We start from the raw sequence: 16,963 nt of genomic DNA on the forward strand, positions 1-16,963 counted from the left end.
GAATAGGTCTCGCATGGATTGCGCAATTTTCCGTGCCTCCGTCGTTGTTTTCAATCTTGTGTGCTCGGCTAGCCTCCGTGGTTACCACGCAGCAAACGTAGCCCGTTGGCAATGACGAGTAACGATGCTCCCATGTCCGCGGCGATGGCTGCCCACAAAGATGCGAACCCGGCGAAGGTGAGAATCACGAACAACATTTTAATCGCAAGTGAAAACGCGATGTTCTGGTGGATGATTTGGAGTGTTCGACGCGAATGATGAATCAGCCATGGCAGCTTCGAGAGATCGTCGGACATTAAAGCGATGTCAGCGGTCTCGATAGCTGCGTCGCTTCCGGCGGCACCCATCGCGAGGCCAAGTGATGCACGAGCGAGCGCCGGCGCGTCATTAACTCCGTCGCCGATCATGGCGACGTATTCGTACTTCTCAACCAGTCGTTCGATGGCTGTGACTTTGTCTTCGGGCAGTAGTTCAGCATGCACTTCGTCGATACCGGCTTCCTGTGCGATTGCCTTGGCCGTGCCTTGGTTGTCGCCGGTCAGCATCACCAACTGTTCGATACCCGCTTCGTGAAGCTGACGAATCACATCGCGAGTTTCTTCTCGAATGGCATCCGCTAAAGTGATAAATCCGCAAACGTGTTCATCGTTCCCAATCACGACAACCGTCCGTCCGGCTTCCTGCATTGACTTAAGTTGCTCGCGGACTTCGGGAGTTTCTTGGCCGCGTTGTTCCAAGTAACGATGAGATCCCAACCAGTACGTTTTGCCATTGATGACGCCTGACGCTCCCCTGCCTTGGATCGTTTCAAAGTCATCGGCTGGAGTGATTTTAATGTTGCGCCGCTTTGTCTCTTCGACAATTGCACGTGCCAGTGGATGATTGCTGTTCAGTTCCAATGCGCTGGCGCGTATCAAAAGTTCGGCTCCGTCATGTCCGTTCATGGGCACAACATCAACAACGGCGGGCGCTCCTTGCGTGAGGGTGCCGGTTTTATCCATCGCGATAGCTTTCAGTCGAGCGGGCAACTCGATGAACACACCGCCCTTGATGAGAACACCGTTGCGAGCAGCAGCAGCCAAAGCAGCCACGACACTGACAGGTGTTGAAATAACGAGGGCGCACGGGCACGCGATGACTAACAACACTAGCGAACGGTAGAGCCACACAGACCATTCACCGTCGAAAGCCAACGGTGGGATCAACAGCATCAACAGAGCCACAATCATCACGACAGGCGTATAGACTGCTGCGAACTTCTCCACCCATTTTTCCGATGGGGCACGCTTGGATCCAGCATCGCCGACCATCTTAATGATTCGAGCCAGTGTTGTATCGTCAGCCGCTTTAGTCGTTTCAATTTCCAGCAATCCGTCACCGTTGATGGTTCCGGCAAATACTTCATCGCCCGTTTCCTTCTCAACCGGAACGCTTTCTCCGGTAATCGGAGCCTGGTTCACGCCGCTGATCCCGCTGGTAACTCGACCATCCAGGGGGATCTTCTCGCCAGGCCGCACAATGACGGTGAAACCCACGGGAACGTCCGCCGGAGCCACGTCGCGGTCCTGACCGGCTGCATCGCGAAGGTGGGCGATCGGTGGCGACAAATCCATCAAAGATGCAATCGCCCGGCGTGCCCGACTAACACTCCACGATTCAAGCAACAGGGATAGTGAAAACAAAAAGGCGACGGTCGCTGCCTCGAACCATTCGCTAATCAGTACCGCTCCTACAACCGCAACCGACATCAACAAGTTCATGTCGGGGCGAAACGATGTCAGTGACCGCCATGCTTTCGGTAGCACCATCTGAAGCCCGGCCAAAATTCCGACGCAGTACAACGCGATCGACGCAAACGGTACGGATTCAGACTCACCACCAAAGGTTAATTGCCAAATCAACCCGGCCAATCCGCACAGCCCACTGACCGCAGTCAGAATGGAACGCTGATGCAGATGCCAGAATGTTTGGTCTTCACTCGCCGCACCGCCGTCTCGCCAAGACGCTGACTTCAGGCCCGTTCGCTCAATCGCGGCCAACACATCCGCTTGCGAAACGTCGAGCGACAACGTATCGACGGTGAGCTTTTCATTGAGCAAGTCAAAACCGAGCCGGTCTTCACCACCCACTAATGGTATCAACTCGCGTTTGAGCAGTGAGATTTCTTCGGCGCAGTCCATGCCGTGGATTCGCAAGATGATCAGTTCGTTAATCGGTTCTTTCATTCGTTCTCTTCAACGTCTGACGGTGTTACATTCCAAGCGTCACGTCCCGCTCCCAGCAAACCGGTTGATTGAGCGATGATACCAACAATTCCCACGAGCAACGCTTGGGAGAGATTAATCAACAAAACCCAGATCAGCGTTCGCCGTTCCGACCTTTCGTCATTGTTGATTCCGGCGGTCTCTATTTCGTCGCTCATGGCTTTCCCGTCCCTATGAACAGTGTATGGTCGCGTAGTGCAGCCAGCAGATCCGCTTTGGATTGCAGCCCGATGATCCGTTGAACTTCGACGCCGTCAACGAAGACTAACAGCGTCGGGTATTTGTCGATGTTGTACTTCTGTTTGATGAACAAGTTTTCGTCGATATTGAATTCGGCGACTTTCACTTGACCCGACAAATCGAAGGCAAGCTCGCGGATGGTCGGCTTCATCGCAATGCATGGTTGACACCAGGGGGCCCACATGTCGACTAGAACCGGGATATCGCTGTCGATGACTTCCTGCTGAAAGTTTGCGTCGATAAGTTGTATTGGATCGAGGCCTTTTGAATGCAACGCTTCCGAATTGATTTCGCTATTGCGACGACCACAACCAAACTGCATGAACGCAAGCGTGGCGACCACAATGAGTAGCAATGGATTCGAGGCTCTGAAGCTGGTTTCAGGCTGCATGATCGATTCGTTGCTTAGTTAACAATACCCACTAGCTGGAAAGCACCACGTTGATGATCTTTCGCGAACTGTAGGGTGAGACGAGGAAGGTGAAAAAAGTGGCTGAGGGCGAGCATTCTCGTAGGCTGGCAAAGCGCGCTCGTCAGGCCCCCAGCCACTACGTCGGGTAGCTCTATTCCTCCGGTTGCGGAGGCTTATGCCCCGTTTTGGCTTCGTAAGTAGCCGCAAACTTATCGAACCGTTTGGGACTGCAAATGAAGCACTGGGATTCGGGGCGGTCGTGCTCATCGCACCAGTCGCCGTCTTCTTTGAACTTGGCCACCAGCGATTTATCGCACAACGCGCACTCTTCCTCGGGCACGCCGTGCTCAACACACCACCATCCACCGTGACTGAGATCCACGTTTGTGGCCGCGACTGGTTCGGTGGTCCCTTCGGATGCCGTCTCGCTTTTGTTGCATCCGGCCAACGCTAATGCGCCGACCAATACAGTCAACGAGGAAGCACGCGTCGCTAAAATCCAATTCATCTTCATCTCAAAACTCCTTCGGCAGTGCCGAATCAAGGGGGAAAACTAAACCGTCACAGGTTTGGACGGGTGTTTACTTTCGGGCGGATGCCCTGGCTCAAGTTCATGCTCGACCTCGGGATCAGTCGGGTGATCAGGCTGACATAGATGACCGTCATCATCGCCACCATCTCCATCAAACTTCTCTACAGGCATATTGAAGACGACATAAAGCACTCTTAGCACGAGCAAGCTCATCACCATCGCGCTACAAACGCCACCAATCACCACCGTCGCAAGGGGTCGTTGAACTTCCGCGCCCATGCCCGTGCTGAACGCCATCGGGACGAAGCCGAGACTGGCCACCAGCGTTGTCATCAAGATTGGACGCAATCGTGTCATCGCGGCTTCTTCTACCGCTTGATCAAGCGATCGTCCGAGTCGGCGTAGTTGCCGAATCGTCGAAACGAGCAACATGTCATCCAGGACTGCGACACCGGACAAGGCAATGAACCCGACCGCAGCTGAAATTGAGAATGGCATGTCACGAATCCACAGGGCCAGGATTCCACCGATCCAGGCGAATGGGACACCGGTGAATACACGCAACGAATCAATCCAGTTGCGATAGGTCATGTACAGCAATGACAGGATCATCAGCAAGGCAATCGGCACGACGATCATCAAACGCAACTGGGCACGTTGCAAGTTTTCAAACTGCCCGCCCCACTCGACCCGGTAGCGGCCCGGTGGCAATTGGACCTTCTCGGCAATAACACGCCTCGCTTCGGCAACGAAGCTGCCTAGGTCACGTCCTCGCACGTTCGACTCGATCGTGATCCGTCGCTGATACCAGTCGCGTTTGATCGTATTGGAGCCATCGACTTTTTCGATGCTCGCCAAACGCGATAGCGGAATGCGTTGCCCCGATGGCGTTGCGACCAATATTTGCTTGATCGCTTCGGGATTCGCTCTCGCTTTCTCGGGCAGACGAATGATCAGCGGGAATCGCAATTGGCCCTCATAAACTTCGCCCACATTATGGGTGCCTAGCGAACGAACGAGGTTCATGACCGTGCTGGCAGGAATCCCGTAGCGAGCGATTTCATCTTGCTTGATGCGAATCTGTAACAGCGGTTGCCCGGAGACCTGTTCCATCTTGACATCCTCAGAACCAGGTATGGAATTGAGTGCCTTCTCAATCTCGCTGGCCTTTTCCACCATCAGGTCCAAATCGTCTCCGTATAGAATGGCGGCGACATCGGACCGAACGCCTGAGATCATCTCATTCATTCGCATCTCGATCGGCTGCGACATCGCAAGCCGTGGCCCAGGCAAGTCTCGCAACTCTTCCTGAATCGCGACGGTCAACTCTTCCTGTGTCTTGGCACGGGTCCATTTCTCGCGCGGGTGAAGCGTGACGAAGAGGTCTGTCAGTTCAGTTCCCATCGGGTCGGTCGCGATCTCTGCCGTGCCCATACGACTCCACACTTGAGCAATCTCATCGGGAAACTTTTCAAGCAGCACCTGCTCCATTTTTGTGTTGTAACGAATGGATTCTTCCAGCGTCGTTCCCGCCAGTCTGACCACGTTGATCGTGATCGCGCCTTCGGATAGACGCGGTACGAACTCACTTCCAAGGTTCGGAGCCACAAGTCCAAAAACACTCACAAGCAATAGCAATGCCGAGCCGATAACAAACGCCTTGTGGTGCATCGTGAATCGCAGCACCGGCGCGTAGAGTCGTTTGAGAACTCGAATCAGCAGCGGCTCTTTCTCTTGAATGTTCTTTGGCAGAAACAGGCTGGCCAATACCGGCATCAATGTCAGCGACAATACCATCGACCCAGCCAGTGCCATGATGACGGTCATTGCCATCGGTCGAAACAGTTTGCCTTCGACGCCTTCGAGCGTCAGAATCGGCAAATACACGATCATGATGATCAGTTCACCGAACATCGTCGGTTTGCGAACTTCGACCGCCGCGTCGCGAATGATTTCGAGTCGACTCTTGCCGTGTTTATCGTGGGCCAAGTGTCGCACACAGTTTTCAATCATCACCACTGAGCTATCGACGACTAAACCAAAGTCGATCGCTCCGAGGCTCAGTAGACTGGCCGCGATGCCGAACTTCAACATGCCCGAGAACGCGAATAGCATCGAAAGCGGAATCGCCATAGCGACGATCAAGCCTGCCCGCAAGTTGCCGAGGAAAATGAACAACACCGCGACAACCAGCAACCCTCCTTCAAAGAGATTCTTTTGGACGGTGTGGATGACGTGGTCGATCAATTCCGTGCGGTCGTAGACGGTTTGAATCTTGACGCCTGGTGGCAACGTGGCTTGGATACTGGCAATCTTTTCCTTGATGGACCAAGTGACTTCGTTGCTGTTTTCGCCCATCAACATAAAGCCCAGACCCAGTACGGCCTCACCACGACCGTTCGCCGTGACCGCACCCCGCCGGATCTCGTGTCCAAGTTGAACGTCTGCTACGTCGCTCACTCGTACCGGAACGCCTTTGACCGCCGTGATGACGATATCGCCGATCTCTTGAAGGTTGACGGTTCGCCCCACGCCGTGGACAAGCAACATCTCACTGCCATCGGTGACCGTCCCTCCGCCAACATTTTCGTTATTGGAGGCAATCGCGTCGGAGACTTCCTCGAACGTCAGCCCGTACTTGAATAGACGCTCGGGATCGAGTCGCACTTGGTATTGCTTTTCGTAGCCTCCCCAACTGTTAACCTCAGCGACGCCACGAACCGATCGCAACTGCGGCTTGACCACCCAATCATGGATCGTTCGCAACTCGCTCATCCGCTTGACGCGTTCTTCCTGCGAAGCGTCCGAGAAATCAGCACCGTCGTAGACCAAGACGTAGTGAAACACCTCCCCCAAGCCCGTCGAGACCGGACCCATCTGAGGTCGCTGAATTCCGTCGGGTAACTCGACAGTTGACAACCGTTCGTTGATCAGTTGTCGGGCAAAGTAGATGTCGATGCCGTCATCAAAAATCACGACGACCTGCGACAATCCGAACTTGGAGATGGAACGAAGTTGATCCAGTCCCGGCAGTCCGCTGATCGCTTGCTCGACCGGAAACGTGATCTGTCGTTCGATCTCTTCGGACGCCAGCGATGGCGCCACCGTATTGATTTGAATCATTACCGGAGTGGTGTCCGGAAACGCATCAATATCAAGTTGCCGTAGCGAGAAACCGCCGACGACCGCAAACAGCAACGCGACTAGGATCACCAGCGCGCGGTGCTTGAGTGAAAAATCAATGAGCCAATTAAGCATCCGTGCTCTCCCTATTCGGCGACGCAGTCACAGCCTGCACCTAAGTTGTTTTTTAGTAATTGGGCACGCAGCACGTCGCTACCCGCCGTTGCGATGACTTCGCCCGGCAACACGCCAGAAAGCACCTCGGTTCGACTCCCGTTGACAGCTCCCAGCCGGACGCTGCGCACATGAAAAACCTTGTAGCTTTCCGGGCTATCGAAATAATTCTTGTCGCGAACGAAGACGACTTGGCAGCAGCCTTCCCAGTGCGATGCACCCGTCGGAATTACGATCGCGTCGGATTCGCTTCGCAAAATGATCTCGCCCGTACCGAAGGTTTCGTTTCGCAGGCGTCCGTCAGGGTTATCCAACACGGCCCGGACTTGCACCATCCGCGTCATCCGATCCGCCGACGTGCTGATCCAATCCAGCTTTCCCACCACGGTTTCGCGGCTTCCGTCGGCGTGAAACTTAGCGGTCTGCCCGATGGCGAGTTGGTTCATATTTTCGAGTGGCACGTTCAATGTCAGCCACATTTGGCGAACGTCGGCGACTTTAAATAGAATCCGCGCCGGATCAACGACTTCGCCCGGTGCCACACTACGCTCGACAACGGCACCTTCGATGGGCGAGCGAATCGGCAACAGGTTTGACGTGACCGTTTGCGAATCGAGTTGACTGCGGATCGAATCTGGGATGCCAAGCAAACGCAGTTCGTCGAGTACCTGTTGCTGGTCCAGTCCCTGCAACGAGTTGACATCGACCGGCAATCCAAGATTTCGCAGCGACTGGTCGGCGGCCAGCACATCGGCTTGGGCTTTCGCGAGTGCGGCTTCGGAATCAAGAATTCGCGATCCGGCAACGGCACCGCGAGCCTCCCTTAGTCGTGCAACGTTCTGCTGTTGAAGGTTCCGTTCGGCGAGTGCTCGCAGCAACGTTGTTTTCAATTCGCCGACTGCCGCCGCGTCGATCACGGCCAGTACTTCGCCCTTGGCGACCGGATCGCCGACATTCTTGCTCACCAACCAAACCGTTCCCGGCAATCGTGACGCCAGACTGGCTTGACGTGTGGGGTCATAGACGATTTCGCCACTGCCAGTGATCGTTTCGACGATCGGAGCACGGTCAATGAGTTCAACGTCAACGCCAGCTTGCTGCACGGATTCGATCGAAGCGAACTGAATCCGCGTTTGGTAAACCTTGCAAGCGCTGTTGTTCTCTTTTCGAGGAGTAACCGCCAAGGCTCGCGATGCTCGTTCCAGGTCGTCTGGCAAAACCGATGGAGTCACTTTCAACTGGGCGACATCGGGATGCTCTAAAGTGCAGTTATGTACACCATGAATTTCACACCAACCGTAGTCGGGACCTTTCGGCATCAATGTTGGATCACACTGGACACAAATAGATTCGGGTACCCCATGTTCCTCGCACCAATCACTGACGACCGGTTCGACGGCTCCGGTCAGCGCTGCGAACTTTGGAATTCGCCAGTCGTTGTGATGTCCGTAATAGAAGACTGCAGCGAAACCAATCAGGACCAATGTCGGTCCGATGCTGCCAAGCAAAAGGGATACTCCACGCCGTAGCGGTCCGCGTTGTTCTGGTTTCACACCCGTTTGTGTCTCGGGTTTCTCTACGCTGTGACTGTCGGCGGTCGGCTGGGCCGGAGGACGCGACGGTTTCTGTGTTGGCGCATCAACAATGGAATGACTCATAATAAGACTCCTGCTGGAAAAAGATTGGACAAGCTCAAAACGCAACCTGTGCGATCCCGAGCACGAACCTTGAATGCAGGCCAACCAGAAAGGTCAAATCAAAACGCGCAGCGTCTAGCCAAGGTTGGTGACGACAACGCAGTGCGCTGGTTAGCGAGCGATGGCCAGCAGCGGCCTAGATTAAGAGAGAAGCGTGCGCAAGCCGCACCAATCGCCCTGTAGACAGATCAAGTCGGCGAGGTTGCTCCTCGAACCGAACCACAAGAGCGTCGGAGAGATCGAGAGTGTCCAGACAAACCGGCGCAAAGTCCAGCATCCACTGAACGTCCACGACTACCCGATGGTTCATCTCTGGTGTGACTTGGCACTCACAACCGGTTTCACACGGACAAGGGGAATCCATCGGAGGCTGTTCGCCTCCCTGACACGGTTCGCTTCGATCCGTTGAGCAGCTGCAAGTATGCGTGACCGTTTCGACCCCCATCTCATGCGCATCGCCACCTGCACAGCAGACTGGGCAGGCAATCACACGCAGTGCGATGAACGACAAGAGAAGCAGGCGAAACATATAAGAATATTGGCAGATTTCAGCGGATTAAGACCGGTTTAAGTCAACTATAGTCTACGCCAGAAACGACTTGCGAGCAATAGATATTGCGTCGCACGATTAAGCTTTGTCAGTCTTATCGGCAAACTGAGCAACGGTATTCACTCTATCTTTTTGCCGATTAATGATGAGAAAATGAGGTTTTCAAGCATTGAAGAATGGGGGAGAGACAAGAGGCATCCTTTATCTCTCCCCCACCCGAAAAACCTTTTAGCTCCTCGGCTTCGACGTGAAAGTACCGTCAGGCGTCACCATTAACTTTGGCACTTTACCGATGCCTTCCATGATCTCCCAAACCCCCTTCGGGCTCAGCCGAACGTGTTGCTCGGGGATCAACGTGACGGACTGTTTTTCGATATTGCACTGCACCTTGGCAACGCCTTCAACGCCCTCGAAACGTTTGGTGATCTTCTTCACACAACCGCCACACATTTCGCCCACCGTCATCACAACTTTGGACTTCGCTGCATCCGCCGCTTGGGCAGGCGAACTGGCGAAGATCGAAACGGCCAACAACATCAGACCAGCCACAAGACCAGCACTACGAAACAACTTTGACATGCCAAAACTCTTTTTTGGAAAGGCACCACAGAAAATTGTCACTCAACCGCACACGACCATCGCGCGCAGCATGTAGCAACAACAGAAAGTTAGAAACAGAGGATCGAAGCGATCACTTGTTCACCGGCAACGTCAGCAGACGAGCGATCGCGATGAAACGTCCGAGCGGTTCAGATCAACCAAGATTGGTGCGCAACTCGCACATCACGACCACAGAGAAGTTGCCCATCCGGGGCAAACGATCGACGCGAAGAGATCGAAACCAAAAGTTTCGTAGTCTGGTTGGCAGCCATAGCCGGTACCACCCAAACTACCGATTGAGCCGCTTGGCTTGGCAGTTCATCATCCGCCTCGACCACCGCACCTTCGCAGATACAATTTTTGCAATCGCAATCGTTGCCACACGGCTTTGGTGCTTCCGATTTCGGACACTCATTATCATATGAGCAGCATGAACAAGCCGGGGACGCACACGCTTCACCTACTGTCACTTTCGCTTCGCACGAAAGGCAGCGCACCGGACAGGTCAACAAGTTGACGATCAGAAGCAGGGCAAGGAATGGACTTCGCATAAGGACAACCGTACTAAAAAGGGCAGTCCGTCGCAACCTGAACCCAAGCGTGTCTACTTCGAAATTCTCCCATGCGGGCTGGGAGCTTCATCGGACAGGGATGCGTCTCTCCTTTTTCCTCAGATAGGAATGTTATTCACGACGTGGCGTGTCCAAGTCCTTCTGGTCACAGACGAGTCCGAGCTAGTCGAGGAGAAATTCGCCGTTCACAATGGAAAATGCAGAGGAAGGGTGCCTGTTCCAGAAGAAGCATTCCTCAACATAGACGCTTGGCGACAATCAGAACCCACACGGTGAAAACTGCTTTGGCTAATTCAGGATTCAGCAAGCCAATCATAGCCATCAATAGAAATAAACAGCATTGTGCTCTAAGCATTATCGATCCCCCGCCTTCCTACATGCCTGAATACTGTCGACTGGAGTCGTGGTATCGACGTAGACCTTTACCGACGAGCGATGGAGGTTCAGCACTGCATAAGGTAACGTTGCGAGCGACTGACGTTTGCGATGTTTGTTCACACGGCGGAGGATGTTGAGCAGTTGTCGGCGGATGGGGGCGTAGCGGGAGTAGGTAATTTTTGCAAATTCGGTGGCTAAGTTTTCAGGTGTTCGATGAACGGCGATCGCTTCATAGTGGGCCTTCATTGCCGCATAAGTCGCGCTGTCCAGACGGACATGAGCGTGCCACTTGACGGGCCGCCCGCCTGACTGGGCTACGCCACTTCGCCGATAGGAAATCGAATATCCGGCAAACCGGATCGGAATCCGGCGGCAATCTTTCAACTGCTCGCCTTCTCCTCCGGCGGACGTTGGCGACCTTATCGCGTGGTGCCCTTCGGTCAGCATCAGGATGAACCACTGGCCATGACGCAGGTAATGCGAGTTGGCGAGTCCCGACTTACGGCGTTTGGATCGCTGCCATTCGGAAACGTCAATTCCGTATTTTGCGATCAGTTTCTGATCGACAGCTTCCGGAGGTTTTCCGTCAGGGATCTTGCCGGTCACGTACCAGTAGTAGCCATAGCGGAGGTAACTTGCAGCGATTAGTTGCACAACGGCTTCGGGTGAACTAGCTTCGCAGCGGTATTTGTGTTTCGTTCTCATATGCCTCCGAGGCTGCTTCATCTTCGGTTTTCGTTTTCATCACAACGATCGACTGTAGCACGCGATCGCAAAGAAGGACGTTGATTGATTGGCTCAACGTCCAAAGCCTAGGAATTCCTTTCGGGGAAACCTCAATTGGCACAGGGACTCATTGTCGTGCGACTAGGTTCTGGAAAGTCGAACGAATGACTTTCGACGGAACCAAAGCAGCGACTTAGATTCGACCTATTGCCAGCACGGCTGCAAACGAAATTGACAAATACACTGCATTCCACAGTGTACCCACGCAATTCATAGCACCCGAACTAAAAACCTCTCGACAGACACCACGCCAGATGCAAAACGCAACTCGGGTGTCCGCCGTCAGTTTGCAGTTTTTAAGGTGACCACTTTTCCCAAAGCAACCACCTTAAAAACGCCCTCTGCTGTCAACCAAGAAAAGCCCAAGCACCACTGAACTGAATCAACGGCACTTGGGCTGAACATCAAAACGATTGGAGCTTTTTTAAAAAAGTGCTCCTCAGTCCTTTCGTCGTCACTCACCAAGGCATCACCCTTGGGTTGTGGTGAACGGGTCACGACTGCCAGCCGTACAGAGTCCGCGTGAGAACACGCGTACCCTGTCTTACCCTTCGGCAAGACCACCGCCTCCCTTCCGGAAGCTTTCTACTCAGACCACTCTCCCTCTCTACGGCATTTCAATCACCAAGCTGACAAGGCTTGGCACCGGAACGCTACTTCCGGCAGCCGCAGAGACTCCGGCGTTAGTCAACAAACTTCACCCTATGGTTCACGTCGCTAGAGGATGTTACTCCTCAATCCACTCTGGTATGTGCGGCCTTCCGGCACGCCATAGTTTCCGACCGCCGCTAGTCGCGGCAATCGATTTCCCCCTGAGAACGCAGAAGGTCGGGGTACCCATTGGACAGCATCATGCCGACCGACCAGAGTAGTGGTGTCACAGTTTGGCACCGTCTCCCATAAGATTCACTGGCAAGCCCTCCCTCACCTATTCGGTTGGGCCTTTCATGGTTGAGCTCTTCACGGCCGGGTTTTTAGCCCAGTCCCCGAGCGAGTCTCGCTCGATGTGACCTGTCGCCAGGTTCACAGCTCCCCACGCCAGCACGGTTAAAGGAACTCTGGCAAACGCCAAAGCCCACGGTCCCCGTGACGGGATTTTGCAACCTGCCTCACCCGCTTTGTTCGCTGACGGCTTGGATGACGACGTCAATCGTCGATCCAAGTGTTTCCGCCTCGCCCGTATTCATATTGTTGTTGAAAAGATCAAATGTGGGACTGATTTCTAAACCAGTCTGTTCTCAAGCAAGATGCCTAAGCCACGTTGGATGGATATAGGATAGAACGGTGGGATTACTCTCGCGTTGGTTCTTCTCACATACGACGTGAGCGTGAACCTACAAGGATTACTCCAACGAGCCTCCTTTGAACTGGGCGAGCACCTCTCGATGCACCCAGCTCGAAGAGCGGCAGCCAGGGGCAAGTAGCGAACTTGCTTGTTCTGACAATACAGATACCCCTTAGCCAAGCTGATGAGGCTTGGTTTACCGGGGTCTGCCACTCCAATCGTTTCGACGTCAGCGTGTCGCTTTTGACCGGTTACCGTATTGGCGATCGGGATTCGAGCGACGACGTTTGCAATAAGCATGACGACCAGCGATTTCTCGCCTGGCCATTTGAATTACCACAAGTTGCGTTAAAATCCAAATCGAGCTGCATTGCCAACGAGGCCGATATGTTTGAGGCGAGTTCATGCTCCGCTTCAAGTCGCTCGGTCGACATCACCATGAACATTTTGAAGTCTGTTTTGGTAACTCAATTTCTCGGCAAGTTGCAAACACTTTCCGCTCTAAAAACGGATGAAGAGCCGGCATGATTCCCATACCGCCCTTCATCGTTGTCCGTTCGATTCAACTCATTAACTATCTTCGGACTAAACTAGGCGGCCTGGACGCGAAACGTTTTGCCCACGTGAAACGCTGGATCCTCGATGCGTTCGCGTCTAAGGGGGACCAACAATGCCGCTAAAGGCAACGCTGTTAAGCATTTTCTCGTAGCTAGTGTCTGTCATTAAACAGAATGAGCCTGCGTTTTACGAGATTATTTAGAAAAAAGCTCCTTGAAGACTGAACCGTTTGACCGGTTCGCGCGTTGAAATAGTTGAGTAAAACCAATTTCATCACAAATCTTCAAGGAGTGGTCCAGATGCGAAAGAGTTATGAACCTCAGATGCGGTTCGGAGCAACACCCATCGCGCAGTTGCAATTGAATCTGAATTGTCGTGACGAAATTGTACCCTTTCTCGCTGCCCTGCGTCATGTCTATCTCGACGGTCCGCTGCGAAGAAGCCTTACCAACTTAATTGCGCAAGATGTCAGTGAACTCTCGCGCCGCGATACCGGCAGACCCGGTTTCGATGATTGGCAAATTCTCGTGCTGGCAGTTCTCAGAATGAATTGAAATTTCGACTACGACAAACTCCAAGACCAAGCCGAGAACCATCTCAATCTCCGTACGGTTCTCGGTGTTGACAATTGGGAGCAAGAGCCGAGTTTCGACTTTCGACGTATTCGCAATTCGTGTTGTCTAATCAAGCCTGAGACGATTGAGAAGATCAACCACATCATTGTTCGTCACGGACAAGAGTTTCATGGCGATGCAGTTGGATCGGCTCGCGCCGACTCGTTCGTTATCGAAACGAATATTCATTACCCAACCGAAAGCAGCTTGATGTACGACGGGATGCGGAAGATCATCCCGCTAGCCCGCACCCTTGCTGACGAAATCAATCTTCCTCTGTGGCGTCAATCCGATAACTTGTTGAAGAAGATCAAGAAGCTTCATCGACAAATCAATCAGCTTTCTGCCAGCCGTGTCGTCAAGAAGAAGGAGGCGATCGAATCGCTCTACTGTAGCCTGATCGAGCGAGTGGACTTGATCCTCGAAAGAGTCAAAACACTGGAAAAAGAAGGGAAAAGTGCATTGCCTCTCTCGCTGCACGTTCGGCTTGAGGAACTCACTGGTTGGGCAAATTTGACCAAGCAGGTTCGTGATACGGCGCATCGCCGAGTGGTGCTGGGCGAGACGGTTCCCAACAGTGAGAAGCTGTTCAGCCTTTTCGAAACCCATACGCAACTCTACCAACGTGGCAAAGCAGGCGAGCCGATTCAGTATGGACGTCTGGCAATGATCTTTGAGGACGGTGCGGGTTTCATCAGCCATTACTACTTGATGGATCGTGATGAAACGGACGGCAGTGTCGTGGTTGAACAAACGAAGATCGCCCAGCAGCGTCACCAAGGTGAGCTTGAGGAACTTTCGCTTGATCGCGGCTTTCACAGCGCCGCGAACGTCGAGGCCTTGTTGCCGATTGTTGGCAACGTCAGCTGCCCATCGCGGAACTCTCAACGCTTTGCATCCGAGGTTGCCAACGAGTCAGACGACTCTCGCCGCCGTCGGTACCGTCATGCAGGAATTGAATCCGCAGTCGGTGCGTTGCAACGGGGCAACGGATTGAAACGTTGTCGCGACCGCAGTGAAGTTGGTTTGAAACGCTATCTTGGCCTAGCCGTGCTGGGGCGGAACCTGCAGGTGCTTGGCCGGCTATTGATCGCGGCAGAAAACCCTGACGCTGCAGCGGCAAAGACAGCGCGTGCAGCGGCCTGATTAGGTCCAAGACACAACGCAGAGATGATCAACGACAGCCTTCTGGCTGAAGGTACGCGCAGAGGTCTGAAAACACGGCCAATTTGCCCCTCATCGTGGTGTCGAAGGCGGTTCGCCAACAATCTTCACTCTAACAATTCGCCCCCTCAATCTGTAAAATTACGCCGCCGCGGGGTTTAATGACAGACACTAGCTACCTTCGCCAGAAGGTGGTGATTCGTATTTGCCGGCAACCATCCACGCTCTGGCGAGCGTAGCTACAAATCGTAAATGCCGTAGTTTGCCGTCTCTAAATGCTTCACAGCGTTACGGCAAAGGGCTCCAGTAGCATCAGGCAGTGCCCAGGTACCTTTCATGTCATTAACGTTGGTTTGCATTGAAAATGGGGATGCTTGGGAAAGAACGATTACATGTTAAGTTTGGCGAGGTATTTATCGGGATCAGCGAGCAGTTTGTCTTTGCAGCCGTCGCAGCAAATCCAAACGGTCTGCCCCTCTACTTCCATTTTCTCGGGCTCACCCATCACGCCGAGCATTTCGCCGCTGACGGGACAGAAATGCTGCTTCATGATACTGATGCGGTCCGCTTCGGGCATGTCCGCAATTGCGGCCATCATCTTGTCCATGTCACTTTGCCCTGCGGGGATTTCCTCGGCTGTCGCTTGCGATCCATGGGCGGAGTGATCGTGACCGTCCATGGCGTGATCGTCGTGGTCCATGTTGTCGTGATCCATCTCAGCCGCTGGTGGGGCCGTCGCTTCACTATCGGTTTCGGTCACGTCGGAGGGATTGCAGCCGACTAAACCGACAAAGAGAAACGACATTGCGGCGACCGGAAGGGTCCATTTCACAAGGGACATGGTACTTGGCTCCTGAGTATAGGAAGGAATGATTCGGCTTCTCAATTGCGTGGTTGGATGCTCGCGAGCGTGCCGTTCTTCACGAATTTTGCTGAAATTTCGGAACAGACCGAGCGAGTACCGCGTTTCTCATAAAATCAGGGGAAACGGTGAAGAAAACGGCATGCCATCGCATCAAACGTGCGTCAGGTGAGTCGTGTTCGAGCGACTAGCTCGACGTTCGCCCTGTGACCGATTTTTCTGGCGCTGACTGTGAGCAACTGGCGCTGACTGTGAGCAAACCGAGGCAAGCGACAATAAGACAATGAACTGCGCGGAAATCCAAGAACTGCTTTCGCCCTACTACGACGGCGAACTACCGAGCGACGCACTCGCGTCGGTTGCTAAGCACGTACGGGGATGTGCGTCCTGCGCTGAGGTGCTGGCTGGATACGGAAAATTGAGCGAGTCGTTCTCGGCGGCTCCGGCGGGGGCTGTTTCCGAGGATATTTGGGCGAAGATCGTCGACGAGTTGGATCGGCCCGATGAGATTCAGGATAAGTCGAAAGTCTTGACGATTTCCGCGACTACAGATGCTAAGCGACCTTGGCTGACCAGGGCGACTTACCAGCGTTTGGCCATTGCCGCGTTGATGCTATTCGTTTTAGGTTTAAGCATCTGGCTCCACCGTCAGGATGCCATAATGGACATGCACGACGGCCATGGAGCAGAATTCGTAGCGACAATGAATCATTACCTGGAGGTGTTGCCAGAAAATCCGGACCAAGCGGAGCAGTTCTTGCTGGATAAGTACGACGGTAAGTTGGTTGCGCCAGAGCAGGCCATCAGCTTGGTTGGCTATCGTCCGACCGTCGCCAACGGGCTTCCAGAGGGTTATACACTGGCTTCGACCAGCGTGTTAAAAATGCCTTGTTGCACGTGTGTGAAAGCGGTCTGTAAGCGAGCCGATGGTTCAACGCTTGTTCTGTTTGAACATGATGATGAGAAGGCCGCTTGGTTTGGTGAGCGTCCATCGAGCATGGCCATGTGCGGCGACAAAGAGTGTTGTCTAGTGGACTTGGATTCGAGTATCGCCGCGACGTGGCGAGAAGGTACGCGCAGTGTGACGGCGGTGGGGGCGCGGGATCAAGCTGAGGTCGCGTCATTGGTCAATTGGTTCAAGAGGGGCTGATC

Annotated in this window: 14 protein-coding genes; 4 read left to right on the forward strand and 10 right to left on the reverse strand. The window is 53.7% G+C overall.

What is annotated here, in order from left to right:
* Positions 1–68 precede the first annotated feature (68 nt).
* The 9 genes from ABD971_RS31020 to ABD971_RS31060 all read right to left on the reverse strand — a co-directional run bounded on the left by ABD971_RS31020 (position 69) and on the right by ABD971_RS31060 (position 11,790).
* A complete protein-coding gene (locus tag ABD971_RS31020; RefSeq protein ID WP_345327557.1) occupies positions 69–2,225 on the reverse strand; it encodes a heavy metal translocating P-type ATPase in 2,157 nt (718 codons plus the stop codon).
* The gene (locus ABD971_RS31025) at positions 2,222–2,422 is read right to left on the reverse strand and encodes a hypothetical protein (protein WP_345327558.1); all 201 of its coding nucleotides are present in this window, start codon (positions 2,420–2,422) and stop codon (positions 2,222–2,224) included. Before ABD971_RS31025 ends, ABD971_RS31020 begins: the two co-directional genes overlap by 4 nt.
* Entirely contained in the window at positions 2,419–2,895 is a 477-nt protein-coding gene (locus ABD971_RS31030; RefSeq protein ID WP_345327559.1) for a thioredoxin family protein, read from the reverse strand. The genes ABD971_RS31025 and ABD971_RS31030 overlap by 4 nt, the downstream gene beginning before the upstream one ends.
* A 172-nt stretch (positions 2,896–3,067) precedes the next feature.
* On the reverse strand, positions 3,068–3,430 hold the full coding sequence (locus ABD971_RS31035; protein WP_339946229.1) for an RND transporter: 363 nt from the start codon (positions 3,428–3,430) through the stop codon (positions 3,068–3,070).
* Positions 3,431–3,469: 39 nt separating this feature from the next.
* Positions 3,470–6,706 (reverse strand): efflux RND transporter permease subunit, encoded by a 3,237-nt coding sequence (locus ABD971_RS31040; RefSeq protein WP_345327561.1) that lies wholly within the window; start codon positions 6,704–6,706, stop codon positions 3,470–3,472.
* 11 nt (positions 6,707–6,717) lie between these two features.
* Complete coding sequence (locus ABD971_RS31045) at positions 6,718–8,403, reverse strand: efflux RND transporter periplasmic adaptor subunit (protein WP_345327562.1); 1,686 nt, start codon at positions 8,401–8,403, stop codon at positions 6,718–6,720.
* 817 nt (positions 8,404–9,220) lie between these two features.
* A complete protein-coding gene (locus tag ABD971_RS31050) occupies positions 9,221–9,571 on the reverse strand; it encodes a heavy-metal-associated domain-containing protein (RefSeq protein WP_345327563.1) in 351 nt (116 codons plus the stop codon).
* Between the two features lie 947 nt (positions 9,572–10,518).
* A complete protein-coding gene (locus ABD971_RS31055; RefSeq protein ID WP_345327564.1) occupies positions 10,519–11,247 on the reverse strand; it encodes a hypothetical protein in 729 nt (242 codons plus the stop codon).
* 363 nt (positions 11,248–11,610) lie between these two features.
* Entirely contained in the window at positions 11,611–11,790 is a 180-nt protein-coding gene (locus ABD971_RS31060) for a hypothetical protein (protein WP_345327565.1), read from the reverse strand.
* Positions 11,791–12,757: 967 nt separating this feature from the next.
* Between ABD971_RS31060 and ABD971_RS31065 the strand changes: the two genes are divergently transcribed.
* The 3 genes from ABD971_RS31065 to ABD971_RS31075 all read left to right on the forward strand — a co-directional run bounded on the left by ABD971_RS31065 (position 12,758) and on the right by ABD971_RS31075 (position 14,931).
* Positions 12,758–13,141, forward strand: coding sequence for a hypothetical protein (locus ABD971_RS31065; protein WP_345327566.1), 384 nt, complete (start codon positions 12,758–12,760; stop codon positions 13,139–13,141).
* A gap of 284 nt (positions 13,142–13,425) precedes the next feature.
* On the forward strand, positions 13,426–13,725 hold the full coding sequence (locus ABD971_RS31070) for a hypothetical protein (RefSeq protein ID WP_345327567.1): 300 nt from the start codon (positions 13,426–13,428) through the stop codon (positions 13,723–13,725).
* Positions 13,726–14,007: 282 nt separating this feature from the next.
* The gene (locus ABD971_RS31075; RefSeq protein ID WP_345327568.1) at positions 14,008–14,931 is read left to right on the forward strand and encodes a hypothetical protein; all 924 of its coding nucleotides are present in this window, start codon (positions 14,008–14,010) and stop codon (positions 14,929–14,931) included.
* A 406-nt stretch (positions 14,932–15,337) separates the two neighbouring features.
* Here ABD971_RS31075 and ABD971_RS31080 read toward each other — a convergent pair whose 3' ends face one another.
* Complete coding sequence (locus ABD971_RS31080) at positions 15,338–15,790, reverse strand: hypothetical protein (RefSeq protein WP_345327569.1); 453 nt, start codon at positions 15,788–15,790, stop codon at positions 15,338–15,340.
* Between the two features lie 304 nt (positions 15,791–16,094).
* Here ABD971_RS31080 and ABD971_RS31085 point away from each other — a divergent pair, with 304 nt between their 5' ends.
* Positions 16,095–16,961, forward strand: coding sequence for an anti-sigma factor (locus ABD971_RS31085; RefSeq protein WP_345327570.1), 867 nt, complete (start codon positions 16,095–16,097; stop codon positions 16,959–16,961).
* The last annotated feature ends 2 nt before the right edge of the window (positions 16,962–16,963 follow it).

It is taken from the genome of Novipirellula rosea (genome assembly GCF_039541335.1).
Taxonomy (GTDB): Bacteria; Planctomycetota; Planctomycetia; order Pirellulales; family Pirellulaceae; genus Novipirellula; species Novipirellula rosea.

What these genes read in the sequence shown, in the direction of transcription:
- ABD971_RS31020 (WP_345327557.1), bottom strand. Translation starts at nt 2,225, where the DNA reads ATGAAAGAACCGATTAACGAACTGATCATCTTGCGAATCCACGGCATG.
- ABD971_RS31025 (WP_345327558.1), bottom strand. Translation starts at nt 2,422, where the DNA reads ATGAGCGACGAAATAGAGACCGCCGGAATCAACAATGACGAAAGGTCG.
- ABD971_RS31030 (WP_345327559.1), bottom strand. Translation starts at nt 2,895, where the DNA reads ATGCAGCCTGAAACCAGCTTCAGAGCCTCGAATCCATTGCTACTCATT.
- ABD971_RS31035 (WP_339946229.1), bottom strand. Translation starts at nt 3,430, where the DNA reads ATGAAGATGAATTGGATTTTAGCGACGCGTGCTTCCTCGTTGACTGTA.
- ABD971_RS31040 (WP_345327561.1), bottom strand. Translation starts at nt 6,706, where the DNA reads ATGCTTAATTGGCTCATTGATTTTTCACTCAAGCACCGCGCGCTGGTG.
- ABD971_RS31045 (WP_345327562.1), bottom strand. Translation starts at nt 8,403, where the DNA reads ATGAGTCATTCCATTGTTGATGCGCCAACACAGAAACCGTCGCGTCCT.
- ABD971_RS31050 (WP_345327563.1), bottom strand. Translation starts at nt 9,571, where the DNA reads ATGTCAAAGTTGTTTCGTAGTGCTGGTCTTGTGGCTGGTCTGATGTTG.
- ABD971_RS31055 (WP_345327564.1), bottom strand. Translation starts at nt 11,247, where the DNA reads ATGAGAACGAAACACAAATACCGCTGCGAAGCTAGTTCACCCGAAGCC.
- ABD971_RS31075 (WP_345327568.1), top strand. Translation starts at nt 14,008, where the DNA reads ATGCGGAAGATCATCCCGCTAGCCCGCACCCTTGCTGACGAAATCAAT.
- ABD971_RS31080 (WP_345327569.1), bottom strand. Translation starts at nt 15,790, where the DNA reads ATGTCCCTTGTGAAATGGACCCTTCCGGTCGCCGCAATGTCGTTTCTC.
- ABD971_RS31085 (WP_345327570.1), top strand. Translation starts at nt 16,095, where the DNA reads ATGAACTGCGCGGAAATCCAAGAACTGCTTTCGCCCTACTACGACGGC.